The sequence below is a fragment of the Bradyrhizobium sp. AUGA SZCCT0222 genome (genome assembly GCF_018130205.1).
In the GTDB taxonomy this organism is placed as follows: Bacteria; Pseudomonadota; Alphaproteobacteria; order Rhizobiales; family Xanthobacteraceae; genus Bradyrhizobium.
Genome location: NZ_JAFCLX010000060.1, coordinates 14339 through 34607, shown reverse-complemented (window position 1 = coordinate 34607; position 20269 = coordinate 14339). Strand labels below are relative to the sequence as shown.

Here is a 20269-nt window from a genome sequence, read left to right as displayed (position 1 = left end):
CCGACCCGCCCTGGACGTCCGTCCGCGTTTTCGCCGAAACTTCCGCCGCTCAGTCCGATTTCCCAGCCGGCATCACGCCGCCGAGCGCCACCGTGAGTTCAGCCGCCACCTCGCGGACGGTCTGGCCCAGCGATGGCAGGCGATCGTCGGTCAGACGGCTGGCCATGCCGGACACCGAGATCGCGGCCAGCGGCTCGCTGCAGTCGTTGTAGACCACGGCGGCGATGCAGCGCAGGCCCATGCAGGCTTCCTCGTCGTCGATGGCAAAACCCCGGCGGCGGACTTTTTCGAGCTCCTTGAACAGATCGCTCGGCCGCACGATCGACTTTTCGGTCAGGCGCGGCATGCCGTGATGGCGGATGATCGCGTTGACGTCCTCGTCGGACCAGGTCGCGAGCACGGCCTTGCCGACGCCGGAAGCCACCATCGCGACGCGCCCCCCGACCTTGGTCAGCGAGCGCATGATCTCGCGGCTTTCCATCCGCGTCAGCACGACGATGAATTCATCGTCGACGACGGCCAGGTTGGCGGTCTCGCGCGTCAGGTCGCGCAATTTGCGCAAATACGGCACGGCCTGCGCGGAGAAATTTCGGCGGCGGGCAAAGGTCGCGCCGACCGTAAAGGCGCGCGCGCCGACATGCCATTTCGATTCGGTGCGGTCGAACTGCACGAAGCGCCGGCTTTCCAGCGTCGACAGCAGCCGGTGCACGGTCGAGGTCGACAGCCCCGTGCGGATCGCAAGATCGCTCAGGCGATAGCCCTCGTCGTCTTCGGCGAGCGTTTCGATGATCGAGAGCGCGCGATCGACGGACTGCACGCCGCCGTCCCTCGACTCGGCCTCACTGTCCAAGCCCGATTTCGGCTCGAGTGGTTTGCGCCGGATCACGTTTCGCTTCATCGCGACCTGCCCGTTCTCCCTCGCCCCGCTTGCGGGGAGAGGGTCGGGGTGAGGGGGAGCTTCCACAAGGACGGTGAGAATTGGACTCGCGGAGAATCCCCCTCACCCGAATTCGAGCTCCGCTCGAATTCGACCTCTCCCCGCAAGCGGGGAGAGGTTAACAGTCGTCGCCAGCTCAGAGCAGGCCCGCGCCGCGCGCCCATTTGTACTTGGCGCCCAGCACTTCGACCGGCAGTTCGGTCGAGTAGGCATAGGCCGGGATGCCGTTCTGGTAGAGATATTCGGCGGCCTCCTCGACCTCGACGTCGCCGGCGAGCGAGGCGACGATCGGCTTCACAAAACCCTTGGCCTCCATCTCCTTCTTCACCTCGACCATGTTGCGGGCGAACACCATCGGCGGCGTGACGATGGTGTGCCAGTAGCCGAGGATCAGCGAGTGGATGCGATCGTCCGACAGGCCGAGCTTGACGGTGTTGACGTAGGTGATCGGTGGCTCGCCACCGGTGATATCCACAGGATTTCCGGCCGCGCCAAACGGCGGAATGAATTTCCGGAACGCCGTATCGAGATCCGGCGGCATCGCCATCAGCGACAGGCCATTATCGACACAGGAGTCCGACAGCAGCACACCGGAGCCACCGGCGCCGGTGATGATCAGGATGTTTTCGCCCTTCGGCGTCGGCAGGACCGGCACGCCGCGTGCGAATTCGAGCAACTGGCGCAGCGAGCGGGCACGGATCACGCCTGATTGCGCGAACACGTCCTCGTAGATCTTGTCGTTGCCGGCGAGCGCGCCGGTGTGCGACGAGGCCGCCTTGGCGCCGGCCGAGGTACGGCCCGCCTTGAGCACCACCACCGGCTTCTTCTTGGAGACGCGCTTGGCGGCTTCGGCGAAGGCGCGGCCGTCTTTCAGGTCCTCGCAATGCTGGGCGATGATCGCCGTGTTCGGATCCTGCTCGAAGAAAGCCAGGAGGTCATCCTCGTCGATGTCGGATTTGTTGCCGAGGCCGACGATCGCGGAGACGCCCATCTTGGCCGAGCGCGAGAAACCGATGATCGCCATGCCGATGCCGCCGGATTGCGACGACAGCGCCGCCGAACCCTTGACGTCGTAAGCCGTGCAGAACGTGGCGCAGAGATTGGCGGGCGTATAATAGAAGCCGTAGATGTTCGGCCCCATCAGGCGGACATTATACTTCTTGCCGATCTCGACGATTTCTTCCTGGAGCTCGGGCGCGCCGGCTTCGGCAAAGCCCGACGGAATCAGGACCGCGCCGGGAATTTTCTTCTCGCCGCATTCGACCAATGCACCGGCGACGAATTTTGCCGGGATCGCGAAGACAGCGGTGTCGATCACGCCGGGAACGTCCTTGACGCTCTTATAGGCCTTGTAACCCAGGATCTCCGCGGCCTTGGGATGGATCGGATAGATATCGCCTTTATAGCCGCCGTTGATCAGGTTCTTCATCACGGAGTTGCCGATCTTGCCGTCCTCGGCGGAGGCGCCGATCACGGCGACCGCCTTTGGCTGCATGATGCGGTTCATCGCGGCGACGATTTCTTCGGTCGGGCGCGGCGCCGGACGCGGCTTGTAGTCGAAGTCGACGACGATACGCACGTCGGCGGCGATCGCGTCGTTCTTGGTGGCGAATACCGGGTTGAGATCGAGTTCGACGATTTCGGGGAAGTCGCTGACGAGCTGCGACACTTTGACGATGACTGCGGCCAGCGCCTCGCGGTTGACGGGGTCACCGCCGCGCACGCCCTTCAGCATCTCATTGGCCTGGATGCCGTCGAGCATCGAGAGCGCGTCGTCCTTGGTGGCGGGCGCCAAGCGGAAGGTGATGTCTTTCAAAACTTCGACCAGCACGCCGCCGAGGCCGAAGGCCACCAGCTTGCCGAACGAGCCGTCGGTGATGGAGCCGACGATGACCTCGGTGCCGCCGGCCAGCATCTGCTGGACCTGGATGCCCTCGATCTTGGCGTCCGCCTTGTACTTCTTTGCGTTGGCGAGGATGGTCTCGTAATTCTTTTCCGCATCCGCCGCGGTCTTGACGCCGACCATGACGCCGCCGGCCTCGGTCTTGTGGAGAATGTCCGGCGAGACGATCTTCATCACGACCGGGAAGCCCATGTCGGCCGCGAGCTTGGCGGCCTCGGCCGCGGACTTGGCCACGCCCTCCTTCGGAACCGGAATTCCGTAGGCATCGCAGACCAGTTTGCCCTCTGGGGCCGTCAGGCTGGTGCGCTTATCGGCCTTCACCGCATCGAGAACTTTGCGGACTGCATCTTTGGGATTCGACATGGACTTCCTCCTGGGGCATATTTTATGGCATTTGGTATGCCAGCGCGGAGAAAGTCAAGTCACCTGATACCCCGGAAACGCTGAAAATACTGTCAACTTGACATGGTGGTATTTGGTATGCCAAAAATATTAGACGTTATTCCTGTTACAACTGGTCTCCCACCGGAGGAGACGAATCGTGCCCGCACGCAAACAACCCAAGGCCACGCCTGCCATGGCTGATGCAGATATCGCAATCGTTCGGATTGCACCTGAGACGAGCTTCAAGAACAAGGCCTATGAAGCCTTGAAGGAAGCTATTCTCAAGATGGATATCTATGCGACGCCCGAGCAGGTGATGCTCGACGAACGCGCGTTGTCCGAACGCCTCGGCGTCAGCCGCACCCCTATTCGCGAAGCCATCGCGATGCTGGAGCAGGACGGTTTCGTCAAAACCGTGCCACGCCGCGGCATCGTCGTGGTCCGCCGCACCAAGACCGAGATCGTCGACATGATCCGCGCCTGGGCCGCGCTGGAAAGCATGGCCGCGCGCCTGATCACCACCACCGCGCGCAAGAAGGACATCACGGCGCTGCGCGATTTCTTCAAGGATTTCGGCAAGGACCGCCTGCCGCAGGACCACGTCGAGGAATATTCCAAGGCCAATATCGCCTTCCACCAGGCGCTGATCTCGCTCTCGGAGTCGCCGGTGCTGGTCGATATGACCAACGACATCCTGCTGCATGTGCGCGGCTACCGGCAATTGACGATCGGCCGTACCGATCGCACCGCGACCTCGCTGCCCGAACATCTGGGCATGATCGAAGCGCTCGAAGCGCGCGATACCGAACTCGCCGAAAAGCGCGCACGCGATCACACGCTGGGCCTCGCCGCTTATGTCGAAGCGCATGGCCAAGAACTCTTTAGCTAGAGGACTGTTTAGTTAGCGAATTACCTAGTTAGAACGACTTCACAGCAGAAGACGATCAACTCGTCCGAACCAACACGATCAGGGAGAAAGTGGAATGTCCGTAACAGCAGCCAAGAGCATCGATACCAATCAAGCCGAGCGCGAGCTCACCGACGGCTTTAATCTCATGATCGATGCGCTGAAGCTCAACGGCCTTACCACGATCTACGGCGTGCCCGGCATTCCGATCACGGATTTCGGCCGCATGGCGCAGGCCGCGGGCATTCGCGTGATCTCGTTCCGCCACGAACAGAATGCCGGCAACGCGGCCTCGATCGCCGGCTACCTGACCAAGAAGCCCGGCGTCTGCCTCACGGTTTCGGCGCCCGGCTTTCTCAACGGCCTCACCGCCCTCGCCCACGCCACCACCAATTGCTTCCCGATGATCCTGATCTCCGGTTCGTCCGAGCGCGAGATTGTCGACCTGCAGCAGGGCGACTATGAAGAAATGGATCAGCTCGCGATCGCAAAGCCGCTGTGCAAGGCCGCCTTCCGCGTGTTGCATGCGCAGGACATCGGCATTGGCCTGGCACGTGCGATCCGCGCCGCGGTCTCGGGCCGTCCGGGCGGTGTCTATCTCGATCTGCCCGCGAAACTGTTCGGTCAGGTGATGGATGCCGAGGCCGGACAGAAGTCTCTGGTGAAGGTGATCGACGCCGCTCCGGCACAGATCCCCGCCCCGTCAGCGGTGAAACGCGCGCTCGACGTGCTCAAGGGCGCAAAGCGTCCGCTGATCATCCTCGGCAAGGGTGCGGCCTACGCGCAAGCCGATGATGAGATCAAGAGCTTCGTCGAGAAGAGCGGCATTCCGTTCCTGCCCATGAGCATGGCCAAGGGACTGTTGCCCGACACCCATCCGCAGTGCGCGGGCGCTGCGCGCTCGACCGTTCTGAAAGACGCCGACGTCGTGATGCTGGTCGGTGCGCGCCTCAACTGGCTGTTGTCGCACGGCAAGGGCAAGTCCTGGGGCGAAGCGCCGAAGAAATTCATCCAGATCGACATCGAGCCCAAGGAAATGGATTCCAACGTCGAGATCGTCGCTCCCGTGGTCGGCGACATCGGCTCCTGCGTCTCGGCGCTGCTCGAAGGCATGGGCGCGAACTGGGCGGCGGCGCCTTCCGACTGGACCGGCGCGGTGACCAAGAAGCGCGAAGAGAACGTCGCCAAGATGGCGCCGCGGCTGATGAACAACAATTCGCCGATGGATTATCACGGCGCGCTCGGCGTGCTCAGAACCATCATCAAGGAACGGCCCGACGCCATCCTCGTCAACGAAGGCGCCAACACGCTCGATCTCGCCCGCGGCGTCATCGACATGTACCAGCCGCGCAAGCGGATCGACGTCGGCACCTGGGGCGTGATGGGCATCGGCATGGGCTATTGCATCGCCGCCGCGATCGAAACCGGCAAGCCGGTGCTCGCGGTCGAGGGCGACTCGGCGTTCGGTTTCTCCGGCATGGAGGTCGAGACCATCTGCCGCTACAATTTGCCGGTCTGCATCGTGATCTTCAACAATGACGGCATCTATCGCGGCACCGACGTGAACTCGGTCGGTTCGGATCCGGCGCCCACCGTGTTCGTCAAGGGCTCGCGGTACGACAAGATGATGGAAGCGTTCGGCGGCGTCGGCGTCCACGCCACCTCGCCGGATGAACTGAAACGCGCGGTCAACGCCGCGATGGATTCCGGCAAGCCGACGCTGATCAACGCGGTGATCGATCCCGCGGCCGGCTCCGAAAGCGGCCGCATCGGCAACCTCAATCCGCAAAGCGTGCTGAAGAAGAAATAATCCGATTTCCACCCAATCCATCCTGCGCGTTGCAGGGCATACAGAGTACGGAGCAAAGCATATGACAAAGGCGCTCGAGGGCGTTCGCATTCTCGATTTCACCCACGTTCAGTCGGGACCGACCTGCACGCAGCTGCTGGCCTGGTTCGGCGCCGACGTGATCAAGGTCGAGCGTCCCGGCGTCGGCGACATCACGCGCGGCCAGCTGCAGGACATTCCCAACGTGGATAGCCTGTATTTCACCATGCTGAACCACAACAAGCGTTCGATCACGCTCGACACCAAGAACCCGAAGGGCAAGGAAGTCCTCACGGCGTTGATCAAGAGCTGCGACGTGCTGGTGGAGAATTTCGGCCCCGGCGTGCTCGATCGCATGGGCTTTCCCTGGGAGAAGATCCACGCCATCAACCCGAAGATGATCGTGGCCTCGATCAAGGGCTTTGGCCCCGGACCTTACGAAGATTGCAAGGTGTATGAGAACGTAGCCCAGTGCACCGGCGGTGCGGCGTCGACCACCGGCTTCCGCGACGGCTTGCCGCTGGTCACCGGCGCGCAGATCGGCGACAGCGGAACCGGCCTGCATCTCGCACTCGGCATCGTCACCGCGCTCTATCAGCGCACCGTCACCGGCCAGGGCCAGAAGGTCACCGCCGCGATGCAGGACGGCGTGCTCAACCTCGCGCGCGTCAAACTGCGCGATCAGCAGCGCCTCGCCCATGGCCCGCTGAAGGAATACAGCCAGTTCGGCGAAGGCATTCCGTTCGGCGACGCGGTGCCGCGCGCCGGCAATGATTCCGGCGGCGGCCAGCCCGGCCGCATCCTCAAGTGCAAGGGCTGGGAGACCGATCCCAACGCCTACATCTATTTCATCACCCAGGCGCCGGTGTGGGAGAAGATCTGCGACGTGATCGGCGAGCCGACCTGGAAGACCCACGCCGATTACGCCAAGCCGCCTGCCCGGCTGTCGCGGTTGAATGAGATCTTCGCGCGCATCGAACAGTGGACGATGACGAAGACAAAATTCGAGGCGATGGAGATCCTGAACAAGGACGACATCCCCTGCGGCCCGATCCTGTCGATGAAGGAGATCATCGAGGACCAGTCACTGCGCGCAACCGGCACCGTGGTCGAGGTCGATCACCCGACCCGCGGCAAGTATTTTTCGGTCGGCAATCCGATCAAGATGTCGGACTCACCTTCCGAGGTGACGCGCTCGCCGCTGCTCGGCGAGCACACCGACGAAATCCTGCGCCAGGTGCTCGGCTTCAGCGATCACCAGGTGGCCGAGATCCACGACTCCGGCGCGCTCGATCCGCCGCGCAAGCAGGCGGCCGAATAAACCGCTTCATCTGCCGAATTCTGCCAAAGGCCGCCGGTTTCCGGCGGCCTTTTCGTTTGAGAACCCGAATACCGTCGATTATGCTGCGATGCAAAAGACTAATTGCTGCCATGCAAACAAATGCGTTGTTTCTGGCATCTGGTATACATAAATTTAGAGGAGATCACGAAGCGGAGCCACTCCGCGACTCAGAAAAGGGGACCAATGTCCAAAACCGCCTCCCTCGGCCTCGTACCCTCCAGCACGTTCTTCGGCCGCCTGATGGCCTCCATCGACCGCCTGCTGACCGCGAGTTCCCGCATCGCCATTCGTAATGGCGACCTCCCCCGTTTCGGTCTCTGAGCACGCTAAGTCATAGTGTAAACTGCGTTTTCAGGCTCGACCACTTCAGGTTTCCTCCCAGACTTAAGGGCCCCGGTTTTCCGGGGCCTCTTTTTTTGGCGCCGCCTTAAGCACTCCGGACCAGGCGCCAACTGCGACAAATTAGCCTGAGCTATGCTCTGGCATCATTATTCGTTTGCAGTATTGGCATATCGCATACCAATATGTCTTCCAAGCGTTCCGGCCCAACAACGAACGGAGGCGATCAGGAGGATGGCGGCAGGCTCTTCGGCGCCTAGGCGGCGATATCAGCAGGCGGTGCCGCGGTTCGCAGCTCAGACTTATCCGAAAGACGCGGATGCTGCGCCGAGCAGTCAGGCTTACAGTTCACAAAGGTCTGCAACCCTGACCTGCAATGCCATCTGACCAAACCTCATGAGATAATTGGACAAGTGGGGAAATCCGGCTGGATCAGAAGTGTTCAGTTAAGAGTTGAGTTAAAGACAAAGCCGGCAAAGAACGGCGCATTTAAATTTTACGGGGAGTACGTCAAATGAAGCATTCTGTCTTGCAGACCGCGTTAGCCGCGATTGCCATCTTCGGCGCAGGCAATATGACCGCCTCCGCCGCATGGGAGCCGGTTCGCCCGGTCGAATTCATCGTACCCGCCGGCACCGGCGGCGGCGCCGACCAGATGGCCCGCACCATCCAGGGCATCGTGACAAAACACAGCCTGATGAAGCAGCCGATGGTCGTCATCAACAAGTCAGGCGGCGCCGGCGGCGAAGGCTTTCTCGACGTCAAGGGTTCGGGAAACAATCCCCACAAGATCATCATCACCCTGTCCAACCTGTTCACGACACCGCTTGCGACAGGCATCCCCTTCAGCTGGAAGGACATGACGCCGGTCGCGATGCTGGCGCTCGACGAGTTCGTGCTCTGGGTCAATGCCGAGAAGCCCTACGCCACCGTCAAGGACTACGTCGATGCCGTGAAGCAGGCGCCCGCCGGCGGCATGAAGATGGGCGGCACCGGATCGAAGCAGGAAGACCAGATCATCACGGTCGCGCTCGAGAAGGCGACCGGCACCAAATTCACCTACATTCCCTACAAGGGCGGCGGAGAGGTCGCGGTCCAGCTCGTCGGCAACCACGTCGATTCAACGGTCAACAATCCGATCGAGGCAGTCGCGCAATGGCGCGGCGGCAAACTTCGTCCGCTCTGCGTGTTCGACGGCAAGCAGATGGCCTATGACGAAGTCGTCGCGGACGGCAAAGGCTGGAAGGATATTCCGACCTGCAAGTCGCAGGGCCTCGACATCGAATATCTGATGCTGCGCGGCATCTTCATGTCGCCCAAAGCCACCAAGGATCAGGTCGAATATTACGTCGAGCTGTTCAAGAAGGTGCGGGCCACGCCGGAGTGGCAGGACTTCATGAAGAGCGGCGCCTTCAACACCACCTTCCTGACCGGGGCTGAATACGCCAAATGGGTCGAGACGGAAGAGAAGCGCCACGAAACCCTGATGAAAGAGGCCGGTTTCCTCGCTACCCCCGGAAACTGACCTAAGTCCCGTCGCGTACACCGGCGAATGCGCAGCGCTAGGGAGCGCTGCGAACCTAGAACCGTGATTCCGGATGGAGTTTGAATGACTACGAATAGCCCGCACGCCGGCCCGACCCACAAGGCCGTGGAAGCCGGCGTCACGCTGCTGATCGCGTTGTTCGGCGCGATCGTCGTCTACGGCAGCATCAAGGCCGGAATCAATTGGGGCGCGGAGGGACCGCGTGCCGGTTTCTTCCCGTTCTACATCGGGATCTTCATTATCGCCTCCAGCGCGATCAATCTGTGGAACGGGCTGCGTGACGGGGACGACGGGCTGTTCGCGGAATGGGGACAGCTGCGCCAGGTCCTGAGCGTCGTCATACCGACTGCGATCTATGTCGGCGTGATGCCGTTCACCGGCCTCTATCTCGCTTCCATCATCTTCATCGGCTGGTTCATGCGATGGCTCGGCAAATACAGCTGGCTCGTGGTCACCGCCGTGGCGCTCGGCATGCCTGTTGTCACCTACCTGATTTTCGAGCGCTGGTTTCTGGTCCCGCTGCCCAAGGGACCGATCGAGGAATGGCTCGGTCTCTAGAGCATGATCCGGAAAAGTGGATACCGGTTTTCCGAAAAGATCATGCTCAAAAAAATAGAACTCTCGTGTCGTTAGAATTGTCACGTCGTTAGCTCAACGCTTGCAGGACTTGAAGCATGGAAGAACTCGTCAATCTTTTTCACGGCTTTGCGGTCGCCCTGCAGCCATTCAACATCATGGTGATGGTCCTGGGCATCGTGCTCGGCGTCATCATCGGCGTGCTTCCGGGATTGGGCGGCGCCAACGGCGTCGCGATCCTGTTGCCGCTGACCTTCAGCATGCCGCCGACATCGGCGATCATCATGCTGTCCTGCATCTACTGGGGCGCGTTATTCGGCGGCGCCATCACATCCATCCTGTTCAACATACCCGGTGAACCCTGGTCGGTGGCGACCACGTTCGACGGCTATCCGATGGCGCAGAAGGGCAAGGCCGGCGAAGCGCTGACCGCCGCCTTCACCTCCTCGTTCGTCGGCGCGCTGTTCGCCGTCATCATGATCACGCTGGTCGCGCCGCTGGTCGCAAGTTTTGCGTTACGCTTCGGGCCCGCGGAAAAATTCGCGGTGTACTTCCTGGCGTTCTGCAGTTTCGTCGGCTTGAGCAAGGAGCCGCCGTTCAAGACCATCGCCGCGATGATGATCGGCTTTGCGCTGGCGGCCGTCGGCCTCGATTCCATCACCGGACAATTGCGGCTGACATTTGGGTCGACTGAACTGCTCAACGGCTTCGACTTCCTGATCGCCGTCATCGGCCTGTTCGGCATCGGCGAGATCCTGCTGACCATGGAAGAGGGTTTGGCCTTCCGTGGCGGCAAGGCGAAGATCGACCTGCGCGTCGTCCTGCAGACCTGGAAGGAGATGCCGCAGTACTGGGTGACCTCGCTGCGCTCCTGCCTGATCGGCTGCTGGATGGGCATCACGCCCGCGGGCGCCACGCCGGCGTCGTTCATGAGTTACGGCATCGCCAAGCGGGTCTCCAAGAACGGCCATAATTTCGGCAAGGGCGAGGTCGAGGGCGTGGTCGCGCCGGAGACCGCGGCGCATGCCGCCGGTACCGCGGCATTGCTGCCGATGTTGTCGCTCGGCGTGCCGGGATCACCGACCGCCGCCGTGCTGCTCGGCGGCCTGCTGATCTGGGGCCTGCAGCCTGGCCCGATGCTGTTCGTCGAGCAGAAGGAATTCGTCTGGGGACTGATCGCCTCGATGTATCTCGGCAATCTCGTCGGCCTGATCGTCGTGCTGACCTGCGTGCCGATCTTCGCGGCCATCCTGCGCGTGCCGTTCAGCATCATTGCGCCGCTCATTCTGGTGCTGTGCGCGATCGGCGCCTATTCGGTCCACAGCTCAACCTTCGACGTCGTGCTGATGCTGGTGTTCGGCGTGGTCGGCTATCTCCTGAAGAAGTGCAACTATCCCCTCGCCCCTCTCGTGCTTGCCATCGTGCTCGGCGACAAGGCGGAGGAAGCCTTCCGGCAATCGCTGCTGGGATCGCAAGGTTCGCTCGGCGTGTTCTTCTCGAACTCGCTGGTCGGCACGATCATGGTGCTTGGACTGATCGCCCTGTTCTGGTCGGCCATCCAGGAAGGCTATAGCCGCTTGCGTCCCCACTCGGTCGCCTGACGCCTAAAAATACCAGACAAAAATATTTTTCGACCTTGTAAAGCCGCCGGATCGTAAAGCGATCCGGCGGCTAAGTCTTTTTATCTGCAGCATTTTCTAAAAAGACCGAGAAAGAGACAATCCACGAAAAAATCGACTAGCCTGCGACATCTAGTCAAGATTTCTCTTGTCTACTGGCATATCATATACCAAACTCCTTCCTCAGAGCTGTCGGGCGATAGAACAGCGCACATAGGAGGGAAGATGACGGACACAGTTCAAGGAGCGGCCCCTGCAGTAGCCCGCGTCAGCGATACCTACCGCTGGACGCAATTGGCGATCGGCGTCGCCGCCATGGTGATGATCGCGAACTACCAATACGGCTGGACGTTCTTCGTCCCCGACATCCAGAAAAAATTCGGTTGGGATCGTGCGTCGATCCAGTGGGCGTTCACCCTCTTCGTCTTGTTCGAAACCTGGCTGGTGCCGGTCGAAGGCTGGTTCGTCGATAAATACGGCCCGCGCATCGTGGTTCTCGTCGGCGGCGTCCTTTGCGCCGTCGGTTGGGCGATCAACGCGCAGGCAGAAACACTCAACGGTTTTTATCTCGGCATGATCATCGCGGGCATCGGTGCCGGTGGCGTCTACGGCACCTGCGTCGGCAACGCGCTGAAATGGTTTCCCGACAAGCGCGGCCTCGCCGCCGGCATCACCGCGGCCGGCTTCGGTGCGGGCTCCGCGCTGACGGTCGCCCCGATCCAGGCGATGATCAAGGATTCCGGCTTCCAGACCACCTTCCTGTATTTCGGTCTCGGACAAGGCATCATCATCGTGCTGCTTGCCTTCCTGATGTTCTCGCCAAAGGCTGGACAGGTCCCCGCCGTGATCCAGAACGCCAACGTGATCCAGAGCCGGCGCAATTATTCGCCGACCGAGGTGATCCGCCAGCCGATCTTCTGGCTGATGTACTTCATGTTCGTGATCGTGGGCGCCGGCGGATTGATGGTCACCGCCAACCTCAAGCCGATCGCCGTTGACTGGAAGGTCGACAGCGTACCGGTGACGCTGATGGCGGTAACGATGACCGCGGTGACGTTTGCCGCGACCATCGACCGTGTCCTCAACGGTCTGACCCGGCCGTTCTTCGGCTGGATCTCCGACATGATCGGCCGCGAGAACACCATGTTCATCGCCTTCGGCATGGAAGGCGTCGGCATCTGGGCGCTGTACATGTGGGGCCACGATCCGATCTGGTTCGTGCTGCTGTCGGGCTTCGTGTTCTTTGCCTGGGGCGAGATCTACTCCCTGTTCCCCTCGACCTGCACGGACACGTTCGGCGCCAAATTCGCAACCACCAATGCCGGCCTGCTCTATACGGCAAAGGGCACGGCAGCCTTGCTGGTGCCGATCGCGAACTACATGCAGCAATCGTCCGGCACCTGGGACAGCGTGTTCATCATCGCGGCGGGCGCCAACATCCTCGCCTCGCTGCTGGCGATCTTCGTGCTCAAGCCATGGCGCAAGGTGGTGGTCGCGAACGCGAAGGCGTCCACCTAACCTGCCCTACCTGATCCGACGACAAGCGCGCTCATCCCTGCGGGATGGGCGCGTTTTCGCTTTGTGGGACCTCCTGAACTTGCATGCGCTAACAAGTCCACATCCCGGTCAAACCGTGCTCAGCAAAAGACTGGTCTCGCTGTTGGCGATGCCATCGATCATCCGCACCTCGCGAAGAAGCCTGTCAAAATCTGCGAGGCTCGCCGCCCGGATATCGGCGACAAGGTCCCAGTTGCCGTTGGTCGTGTGCAGCGCTGAAATTTCCGTCAGGCCGCGTAGCTTTCGAACGACCTGGGTGGTCGATTTGCCGACGACCTCGACCATCATCACGGCACGGATGGTATTGACGTCGTAATCCTCGCGTACGCGAACGGTGAAGCCGAGCAGCGTACCGGTGTCGATCAAGCGATCCAGCCGGTTTTGCACCGTGCCGCGCGCGACCCCGAGGGCGTCGGAAAGCTTGGTCAGTGAAGCGCGTCCATCGGTCCGAAGGTGGGCGATGATCCGGCGATCCAGATCATCCGGTACATACTTTGCTGCGGCCATCGCTGCTCCAGTGTACAATTCGCGCAAAAGAGCTGTACAAATTGCTCAACTATATGACCGAAATAGCACAAAACTGATATTTCGGCCAGCAAGTACGGTCGCTATCCTTCGCCATCAAACATGTGCGATCGGAACCCGACAATGTCTTCGCTCCTTCCATCGGAAAAAGCGTTTGTGCCGTTCGTCAGTGTCGCGAACATGATGCGCCTCGTGCATCACATCGGCATCGAGACCGTGCTCAGCGAACTCACCGACGTCATCGAGGCAGATTTCCGTCGCTGGGAGTTGTTCGACAAGACGCCGCGCGTTGCATCTCATTCCGGCGAAGGCGTGATCGAGTTGATGCCGACCTCCGATGGCGAAATCTACAGCTTCAAATATGTGAACGGCCACCCGAAGAACATGGCGCACGGCCTGCAAACCGTGACGGCCTTTGGCCTGCTGGCGGAAGTCTCGACCGGCTATCCTGTGCTGCTCACGGAAATGACGCTGCTGACGGCGCTGCGGACCGCAGCCACTTCGGCCATGGCGGCGCGGCACCTCGCGCCCAGAGGTAGCCGCACGATGGCAATGATAGGGAATGGCGCGCAAGCCGAGTTTCAGGCGCTCGCCATGAAAGCCGCGGTCGGCATCGATCATATCCGGCTCTACGACATCGATCCGCAGGCGACGGCAAAGACGGTTCGCAACCTTTCCGGCATGGGTCTGACTGTCACCGCCTGCACATCATCGCAATCCGCGATCGAAGGTGCAGGGATCATCACCACCTGCACCGCCGACAAGTCGTATGCGACGATCCTGACGGACAACATGGTTGCGGCCGGGGTTCACATCAATGCCATCGGCGGCGACTGTCCGGGCAAGACCGAACTGCATCGCGATATCTTGCTGCGCGCCGATACCTTCGTGGAATATCCGCCGCAGACCCGCATCGAGGGCGAAATCCAGCAGATGGATGCAAATTATCCCGTCACTGAGTTGTGGCAGGTTATCACGGGACACGCGACCGGCCGCCGCGATGCAAACCAGATCACCCTGTTCGACAGCGTCGGCTTCGCGGTCGAGGATTTCTCCGCCCTTCGCTATGTCCGGCGCAAGCTCGGGGGCACGGGGTTTTACCAGGACCTCGACATCATCGCCGATCCCGATGAGCCCCGCGACCTGTTTGGCATGTTGCTGCGCGCAGAGCAGGCCTAGAGCCTTTTCCGTTTCGATTGAATCGAAACGGGGCTCTAGATTCCTTGTTTTGACGCGTTTTCTTAGCGCGAACCGGGTCCACTTCGCTGGAAAACGCTATCGCATGGCAAGATACATTCCATACTCCGTCCAGGCGCCTTCTGCGGTGATCATGGTTCGGCCGCACCACTTCACGGTGAATACCGAGACCGCCACCGACAATTTCTTCCAGGCCTGCCCCGACCCGCAGGATGACCTCTCGTTGACGGCCTACGCCGAGATCACGCAAGCGGCCGATACGCTCCGCAGCCATGGTGTGAACGTGCATCTGTTCGACAGCACCGGCACCGACACACCGGATGCGGTCTTTCCAAACAACTGGTTCTCCACCCACGCCGGCGGTCATGTGGCGATCTATCCGATGAAGGCTGTCAGCCGCAGGCGCGAGCGTCGCATCGACGTCATCGAAATGCTGAAGAGCCATTATCGGGTGCAGCAGGTTATCGACTATTCGGGTCTCGAGGCCGACGGGCTGTTTCTCGAGGGGACCGGCGCCATGGTTCTCGATCATATCGACCGTGTGGCCTATGCGGTCCGCTCCGATCGGACCAATCCGATTGCGCTTGAGCGCTTTTCGACCCAATTCAATTTCGAGCCGATGGTCTTCGATGCGCGGGACGATAATGGAGTCGCGATCTATCACACCAACGTCCTGATGTGCATTGCGACCGACTTCGCCCTGATGGGACTGGACATGATGACGGACCTCACAAGACGGCGGGAGGTCGTTACGAGGCTGGAGCGTTCCGGCCGCCGTGTTATCGCGCTCGCGAACGAACAGATTGCAAAATTCGCCGGCAACGCCCTGGAACTTCAGGGAAACGATGGTCGAATCCTGGCCCTCTCGACGACGGCGCTTGCCTCGCTTAACCAGGATCAACTGGGCATGATCTCGGAAAGCGCCAAACCCGTCGCACTCGATATCCCCACGATCGAAAGAGCCGGTGGTTCGGTCCGCTGCACGCTTGCGGGAATTCATCTGGCGCCGAGATAGACTGGCCTCTGGTATACCTGATCGCCTCAGACCAGCTCTTCGTCGCTGCCGGATCGTCTCGCCCTCCCTCGCTAAATCTCCGATAATGTCAGTAATACTGCCTATTTCTGTGCACGAAGCGTGCGCGGATGCCTGTCCTTTTCGGTGTTGACTTATGGTATTATGTATACCAGAATTGCGCATAATCCACCCCAAGGAGGTTGCCATGCAAGTCGGAGATATCCTGCGCAAGAAAGCCGCCCGTGTCGCAACGGTTCGCATGAACGAGACGGTTGCCATCGCCGCGCAACTGATGCGCTCCAGCAATATCAGCGCGCTGGTGGTCAAGGATGTCGTTCGCACCGAGGGCAATACGGCCGTCGGCATGTTCACCGAGCGCGACGTGGTTCGCGCAATCGCCGAGTATGGCGCAGCCGGCGCCAATCTCAAGGTTTCGCAATTCATCTCGGTGCAGCAGCTGGTGTCGTGCAGTTCGCAGGATTCGCTCGAGCACGTTCGCCATCTCATGAACAGGCACCACATCCGCCATGTGCCGGTGCTCGAGAATTACAGCCTGATCGGCGTCGTCAGCATCCGTGACATCTCGACCGCGTTTGACGAGGAAGCCAACGCACAGCTGGCCATTTCGGCCTGACATCGACTTCGAGCGTCGTACCGCACCACAAGTTTTAGCTCTGTCGCAAACGGCGTTTGTACACCTGCGCCGCAGGAGCGGTGCGCCGACAAAAAGGACCGATGAAGGGGCTTGGGTCTGCGCCGTTCCTTCGCCCACGAAGACCTAAAAGCCTCATACGGGAATTTCGAGTGTGGCTTCGATTGAAAATTCTAGCATCGGTGGAAGAGAGAGTATGGCGCGCAACATTCTGATACTTGGAGCCTCTTATGGCTCATTGCTGGCGACAAAGTTCTTGATGGCGGGTCACAACGTGACCCTGGTTTGCCGGAACAATACCGCCGAACTCATCAATCGCGACGGCACCGAAGTTCGTATCAAGCTGCGTGAGGAGGCGACGCACCGGGCGATCTTTTCGCGCGATCTGCCGGGAAAGCTGGACGCGGCCACGCCCGCCGACGTCGACCTGTCGCGTTATGATCTGGTCGGCCTTGCGATGCAGGAACCGCAATACTCCGACCATGCGATCGAGGTCCTGATGATCGAGATCGCCGAGGCGAAGCTGCCCTGTCTGTCGATCATGAACATGCCGCCGCTGCCGTACCTCAAGCGGATCCCGGCACTGGCGGAAACGAATCTGGAAGCGGCCTATACCAATGCGGTTGTATGGGAGCGGTTCGAGCCGGGACTGGTATCGCTCTGCTCGCCCGATCCGCAGGCGTTCCGGCCGCCGGAAGAGCCGGCGAATGTCCTTCATGTCGGCCTGCCGACGAACTTCAAGGCCACAACCTTCGAGGACGAGAAGCACAACGCCATGCTGCGCGAGCTGGAAGCCGACATCGACGCGGTGAAGCTCGATGGGTTGGACGTTCCGGTGAAGCTCAGGGTGTTCGATTCACTGTTCGTCCCGCTGGCAAAGTGGTCGATGCTGCTAACCGGGAATTACCGCTGCGTCACGCTGAACGGACCGAGGTCGATCCGCGACGCGGTATACGATGATCTGTCGCTCTCGCAGTCGATCTATGACCACGTCGATGCCATTGCTCAACGTTTGGGGGCGGACCCAAAGGATCAGGTGCCCTTCGCAAAATATGCCAAGGCGGCTGAAAGCCTTCTAAAACCATCGTCGGCAGCGCGTGCGGTGTCCAGCGGCGCGCCGTTCATCGAGCGGGTCGACCTCCTGGTGAAGTTGATTTCGCATCAGCTCGGCATACCCAATGCCGAGATCGACCGCACGGTTCAGACCGTAGATCAAAAACTGAACGAGAGGATCAAGCTGCCGGAACCGGCTCGCAGTGACGCGCTCCAAACCTAGTTCGAGAAAGCCCTCAGCCAAGCGCAGAATTCCGGCCGGCAGTAGGCAGCGAACTCAGGTCCAATTGGCATTTGTAATGCCAGCCGACTTGCGATAAGCACGGCCGCTCCTCGCCCGAAGGAGCTGCCCCAAGGCCTCCTACATTTCCCCGCCGCCAGGCGTGACGGAAATTCTTGAGGCCAGGCGTGGGGCGAAACGTCAAAGAAAAACCCAGCACAAGTAGTGGAAGAGAGAACATGGCGCGTAACATTCTGATCCTTGGAGCTTCCTACGGTTCATTGCTGGGAACGAAACTGTTGATGGCCGGTCACAACGTGACCCTGGTCTGCCGGAAGAAGACGGCCGAACTGATCAACCGCGACGGCACCGAGGTTCGCATCAAGCTGCGCGACGAGAAGGCGCACCGGGCGATCTTTTCGCGCGACCTGCCGGGCAAGCTGGACGCAGTCACGCCTGCCGAGGTCGACCTGTCCCGTTACGACCTGGTTGGCCTTGCGATGCAGGAGCCGCAATACACCAACCACACCATCCGGGTTCTGATGATCAAGATCGCCGAGGCAAAGCTGCCTTGTCTGTCGATCATGAACATGCCGCCGCTGCCCTATCTCAAACGGATCCCGGCGCTGGCGGACATGGACCTCGAAGAGGCCTACACCAACGCGCTGGTTTGGGAGCGCTTCAAGCCGGGACTGGTGTCGCTGTGCTCGCCCGATCCGCAGGCCTTCCGCCCGCCGGACGAGGCGGCGAACATTCTTCATGTCGGCCTGCCGACAAACTTCAAGGCAGCGGCATTCGAAGACGAGAAGCACAATCAGCTGCTGCGCGAGCTGGAAGCCGACATCGATGCGGTGAAGCTGGATGGCCAGGACGTTCCGGTCAAGCTCAAGGTGTTCGACTCGCTGTTCGTCCCGCTGGCCAAATGGTCGATGCTGCTGACCGGCAATTACCGCTGCATCACGCCGAACGAGCCGCAGTCGATCCGCGACGCGGTGCATGGTGATCTGAAACTGTCGCGATCGATCTATGAGCATGTCGACGGCATCGCGCGGCGTCTCGGCGCCGACCCGATAGATCAGGTGCCGTTCGAGAAATATGCCAAGGCGGCGGAAAGCCTGCTCAAGCCCTCATCGGCGGCCCGCGCCGTGGCCGCTGGCGCGCCGTTCATCGAACGGGTCGACCTGCTGGTGAAGCTGATTTCGCATCAGCTCGGCGCGCCCAATGCCGAGATCGACAACACGGTGCAGGTGGTCGATCAGAAGCTGAGCGAGAAGATCGTGGGGAGCGGATCCGGCTCGGCGTGACCGGCGTCGTCGGAAGCAAAAACTCGTGATGCCCGGCCTTGTGCCGGGCATCCACGTCTTTGCTCTCCTTGATCAAGAAAAGACGTGGATGGCCGGGCATAGGCGAGCGGAAGCGACGCCGTCCTTCTGACGGCTATGCCCGGCCATGACGATAGAGTGAATCATTAGAAAATCGGCGTGGGATACGGCTGGCCGATCCAGGGATTCCAGGTGACCGTTCCCGGGGGATAGCCGCCGAACGGGGGCTGCGTCGTGCAGCCGATGATGACGACCTTGTCGCCGAAGAGGCCGCCACCGATGCGGCCGCCGCTGACGGCTTCGAGTTGCGCGAGGCTGAGGATTTCGCAGTCAGCGCCCGTGTTCTGATTCAGGGAATTGCTCATGATCATCCTATCCGTTCGCTAGAGTTGTTGATGTTGCCTTCCGGGCATCTCGCCGCCCGTGGTCCCAACATGCCCCAGTTCCCCCGGACGGACCGTGATTTTGATCACCCAGCGAATGGACGGTGGTTGCCCGGGCTGCGCGCCGGTCCTCTAGGGGATAAGCGCCGCCGGCATCGGGCCAGTTGGCAGGGGTTTGAACTGGCGCTGATGCCCCTGCACCATCGCCAGGAGCGCTACAGCAAACGTAATGGCCGTCAGGAGCTTGAACATGAGCATAGAAGCCGATTGGGTCCGCCAACTCCTCCTGATTCAGGTCCGCCGAATTGCGGTCAATAGATGCAGGCGGAGGAAACCAGCACCGTAAACATGTCGAGCTCAAACTCCGATTCCAGGCTCGTTCCAAACCGTCGTAGCCACGTGTCCTGTGCCATGTAGGCGACCTTCTCACGCGCCATCGGGCATTCAAACCTGAGCCCGGCAAGATTTTGAAGGTGATGAACCATTTCATGAACCAGGATCGATTGGCCCGCTGGTGATTTTCCGTTCCAGTCGTCAGGCAGAAAGATTGTTTTCAGATTGATGTCGTAGACGGCAACGACACGACGCGGAGCTGGTTCATCGCCCACGGCACCCTGCGTCAAGCCTCGCGAGAACGCACGGTCCTCGGCGCGCATCGTTTCAAGCTTCGACTGCGAGACGAAAGCGACGGCCGGATGATCTGCCGCGGCGGGCAGATCAAAGTTCGAACCGAGCCAGGTCACAATTTCATCGAGCAGATCTCTTGTCGCCCGGGTTGCTTCAGACTGAGGCTGAACCGCAGAAGAGTCAGCCGCCACTCTCGCGGCCGGGTCAGCATGACAAGAGGATTGTAAGGAACCAACAAGAGCCGCAACCAAAAGGAATTGCTTGAACATAAGCGCCTCCGGTCTCTGACTTGTTTTTAATCAAATTGCTCTTCTTCAGAGCAGTCGCTTCAATATCT

General features: G+C 60.7%; 18 protein-coding genes. 13 read left to right on the top strand and 5 right to left on the bottom strand.

Features of this window, described 5'->3' with window-relative positions; genetic code table 11:
* Window positions 1-49 precede the first annotated feature (49 nt).
* Both JQ629_RS32710 and JQ629_RS32705 read right to left on the bottom strand, forming a co-directional pair.
* Window positions 50-898 (bottom strand): IclR family transcriptional regulator, encoded by an 849-nt coding sequence (locus JQ629_RS32710; protein ID WP_212416113.1) that lies wholly within the window; start codon window positions 896-898, stop codon window positions 50-52.
* Window positions 899-1073: 175 nt separating this feature from the next.
* Window positions 1074-3203: an acetate--CoA ligase family protein gene (locus JQ629_RS32705; protein WP_212416112.1), complete on the bottom strand. Its 2130-nt coding sequence runs from the start codon at window positions 3201-3203 to the stop codon at window positions 1074-1076.
* Between the two features lie 214 nt (window positions 3204-3417).
* On the opposite strand from JQ629_RS32705, the gene JQ629_RS32700 reads away from it, so the two are divergent.
* The 8 genes from JQ629_RS32700 to oxlT all read left to right on the top strand — a co-directional run bounded on the left by JQ629_RS32700 (window position 3418) and on the right by oxlT (window position 12899).
* Window positions 3418-4113, top strand: a complete 696-nt coding sequence (locus JQ629_RS32700) for a GntR family transcriptional regulator (protein ID WP_212263995.1) — start codon at window positions 3418-3420, stop codon at window positions 4111-4113.
* Window positions 4114-4207: 94 nt separating this feature from the next.
* Complete coding sequence (oxc, locus tag JQ629_RS32695; RefSeq protein WP_212416111.1) at window positions 4208-5941, top strand: oxalyl-CoA decarboxylase; 1734 nt, start codon at window positions 4208-4210, stop codon at window positions 5939-5941.
* A 61-nt stretch (window positions 5942-6002) separates the two neighbouring features.
* A complete protein-coding gene (gene frc, locus JQ629_RS32690) occupies window positions 6003-7280 on the top strand; it encodes a formyl-CoA transferase (protein ID WP_212416110.1) in 1278 nt (425 codons plus the stop codon).
* Between the two features lie 204 nt (window positions 7281-7484).
* On the top strand, window positions 7485-7622 hold the full coding sequence (locus JQ629_RS32685) for a hypothetical protein (protein ID WP_212416109.1): 138 nt from the start codon (window positions 7485-7487) through the stop codon (window positions 7620-7622).
* A gap of 532 nt (window positions 7623-8154) precedes the next feature.
* Window positions 8155-9165, top strand: a complete 1011-nt coding sequence (locus JQ629_RS32680) for a Bug family tripartite tricarboxylate transporter substrate binding protein (protein WP_212416108.1) — start codon at window positions 8155-8157, stop codon at window positions 9163-9165.
* 84 nt (window positions 9166-9249) lie between these two features.
* Window positions 9250-9744, top strand: a complete 495-nt coding sequence (locus JQ629_RS32675) for a tripartite tricarboxylate transporter TctB family protein (RefSeq protein WP_192734345.1) — start codon at window positions 9250-9252, stop codon at window positions 9742-9744.
* Window positions 9745-9860: 116 nt separating this feature from the next.
* On the top strand, window positions 9861-11363 hold the full coding sequence (locus tag JQ629_RS32670; RefSeq protein WP_212035307.1) for a tripartite tricarboxylate transporter permease: 1503 nt from the start codon (window positions 9861-9863) through the stop codon (window positions 11361-11363).
* Between the two features lie 243 nt (window positions 11364-11606).
* Window positions 11607-12899, top strand: a complete 1293-nt coding sequence (gene oxlT / locus JQ629_RS32665) for an oxalate/formate MFS antiporter (RefSeq protein WP_212416107.1) — start codon at window positions 11607-11609, stop codon at window positions 12897-12899.
* Window positions 12900-13007: 108 nt separating this feature from the next.
* Here oxlT and JQ629_RS32660 read toward each other — a convergent pair whose 3' ends face one another.
* Window positions 13008-13445, bottom strand: a complete 438-nt coding sequence (locus JQ629_RS32660) for an Lrp/AsnC family transcriptional regulator (RefSeq protein WP_212416106.1) — start codon at window positions 13443-13445, stop codon at window positions 13008-13010.
* A 141-nt stretch (window positions 13446-13586) separates the two neighbouring features.
* Here JQ629_RS32660 and ocd point away from each other — a divergent pair, with 141 nt between their 5' ends.
* The 5 genes from ocd (at window position 13587) to JQ629_RS32635 (ending at window position 18904) form a co-directional block, all read left to right on the top strand.
* Window positions 13587-14642, top strand: a complete 1056-nt coding sequence (gene ocd, locus JQ629_RS32655) for an ornithine cyclodeaminase (RefSeq protein ID WP_212416105.1) — start codon at window positions 13587-13589, stop codon at window positions 14640-14642.
* Window positions 14643-14745: 103 nt separating this feature from the next.
* Window positions 14746-15675 (top strand): citrulline utilization hydrolase CtlX, encoded by a 930-nt coding sequence (gene ctlX, locus JQ629_RS32650; RefSeq protein WP_212416104.1) that lies wholly within the window; start codon window positions 14746-14748, stop codon window positions 15673-15675.
* Between the two features lie 205 nt (window positions 15676-15880).
* Window positions 15881-16309, top strand: coding sequence for a CBS domain-containing protein (locus JQ629_RS32645; protein ID WP_192734339.1), 429 nt, complete (start codon window positions 15881-15883; stop codon window positions 16307-16309).
* A gap of 214 nt (window positions 16310-16523) precedes the next feature.
* The gene (locus JQ629_RS32640) at window positions 16524-17603 is read left to right on the top strand and encodes a hypothetical protein (protein ID WP_212035311.1); all 1080 of its coding nucleotides are present in this window, start codon (window positions 16524-16526) and stop codon (window positions 17601-17603) included.
* Between the two features lie 236 nt (window positions 17604-17839).
* On the top strand, window positions 17840-18904 hold the full coding sequence (locus JQ629_RS32635) for a ketopantoate reductase family protein (RefSeq protein ID WP_212416120.1): 1065 nt from the start codon (window positions 17840-17842) through the stop codon (window positions 18902-18904).
* Between the two features lie 164 nt (window positions 18905-19068).
* Here JQ629_RS32635 and JQ629_RS32630 read toward each other — a convergent pair whose 3' ends face one another.
* Window positions 19069-19287 carry a hypothetical protein gene (locus tag JQ629_RS32630; protein ID WP_212035313.1) on the bottom strand — a complete coding sequence of 73 codons (219 nt, stop codon included), beginning with the start codon at window positions 19285-19287 and terminating at the stop codon, window positions 19069-19071.
* Window positions 19288-19616: 329 nt separating this feature from the next.
* Window positions 19617-20201 carry a DUF6647 family protein gene (locus JQ629_RS32625; protein WP_212416103.1) on the bottom strand — a complete coding sequence of 195 codons (585 nt, stop codon included), beginning with the start codon at window positions 20199-20201 and terminating at the stop codon, window positions 19617-19619.
* Window positions 20202-20269: the final 68 nt, after the last annotated feature.

Coding starts and splice junctions, on each gene's coding strand:
- JQ629_RS32710 (WP_212416113.1), bottom strand. CDS start 898: ATGAAGCGAAACGTGATCCGGCGCAAACCACTCGAGCCGAAATCGGGC.
- JQ629_RS32705 (WP_212416112.1), bottom strand. CDS start 3,203: ATGTCGAATCCCAAAGATGCAGTCCGCAAAGTTCTCGATGCGGTGAAG.
- JQ629_RS32700 (WP_212263995.1), top strand. CDS start 3,418: ATGGCTGATGCAGATATCGCAATCGTTCGGATTGCACCTGAGACGAGC.
- oxc (WP_212416111.1), top strand. CDS start 4,208: ATGTCCGTAACAGCAGCCAAGAGCATCGATACCAATCAAGCCGAGCGC.
- frc (WP_212416110.1), top strand. CDS start 6,003: ATGACAAAGGCGCTCGAGGGCGTTCGCATTCTCGATTTCACCCACGTT.
- JQ629_RS32685 (WP_212416109.1), top strand. CDS start 7,485: ATGTCCAAAACCGCCTCCCTCGGCCTCGTACCCTCCAGCACGTTCTTC.
- JQ629_RS32680 (WP_212416108.1), top strand. CDS start 8,155: ATGAAGCATTCTGTCTTGCAGACCGCGTTAGCCGCGATTGCCATCTTC.
- JQ629_RS32675 (WP_192734345.1), top strand. CDS start 9,250: ATGACTACGAATAGCCCGCACGCCGGCCCGACCCACAAGGCCGTGGAA.
- JQ629_RS32670 (WP_212035307.1), top strand. CDS start 9,861: ATGGAAGAACTCGTCAATCTTTTTCACGGCTTTGCGGTCGCCCTGCAG.
- oxlT (WP_212416107.1), top strand. CDS start 11,607: ATGACGGACACAGTTCAAGGAGCGGCCCCTGCAGTAGCCCGCGTCAGC.
- JQ629_RS32660 (WP_212416106.1), bottom strand. CDS start 13,445: ATGGCCGCAGCAAAGTATGTACCGGATGATCTGGATCGCCGGATCATC.
- ocd (WP_212416105.1), top strand. CDS start 13,587: ATGTCTTCGCTCCTTCCATCGGAAAAAGCGTTTGTGCCGTTCGTCAGT.
- ctlX (WP_212416104.1), top strand. CDS start 14,746: ATGGCAAGATACATTCCATACTCCGTCCAGGCGCCTTCTGCGGTGATC.
- JQ629_RS32645 (WP_192734339.1), top strand. CDS start 15,881: ATGCAAGTCGGAGATATCCTGCGCAAGAAAGCCGCCCGTGTCGCAACG.
- JQ629_RS32640 (WP_212035311.1), top strand. CDS start 16,524: ATGGCGCGCAACATTCTGATACTTGGAGCCTCTTATGGCTCATTGCTG.
- JQ629_RS32635 (WP_212416120.1), top strand. CDS start 17,840: ATGGCGCGTAACATTCTGATCCTTGGAGCTTCCTACGGTTCATTGCTG.
- JQ629_RS32630 (WP_212035313.1), bottom strand. CDS start 19,287: ATGAGCAATTCCCTGAATCAGAACACGGGCGCTGACTGCGAAATCCTC.
- JQ629_RS32625 (WP_212416103.1), bottom strand. CDS start 20,201: ATGTTCAAGCAATTCCTTTTGGTTGCGGCTCTTGTTGGTTCCTTACAA.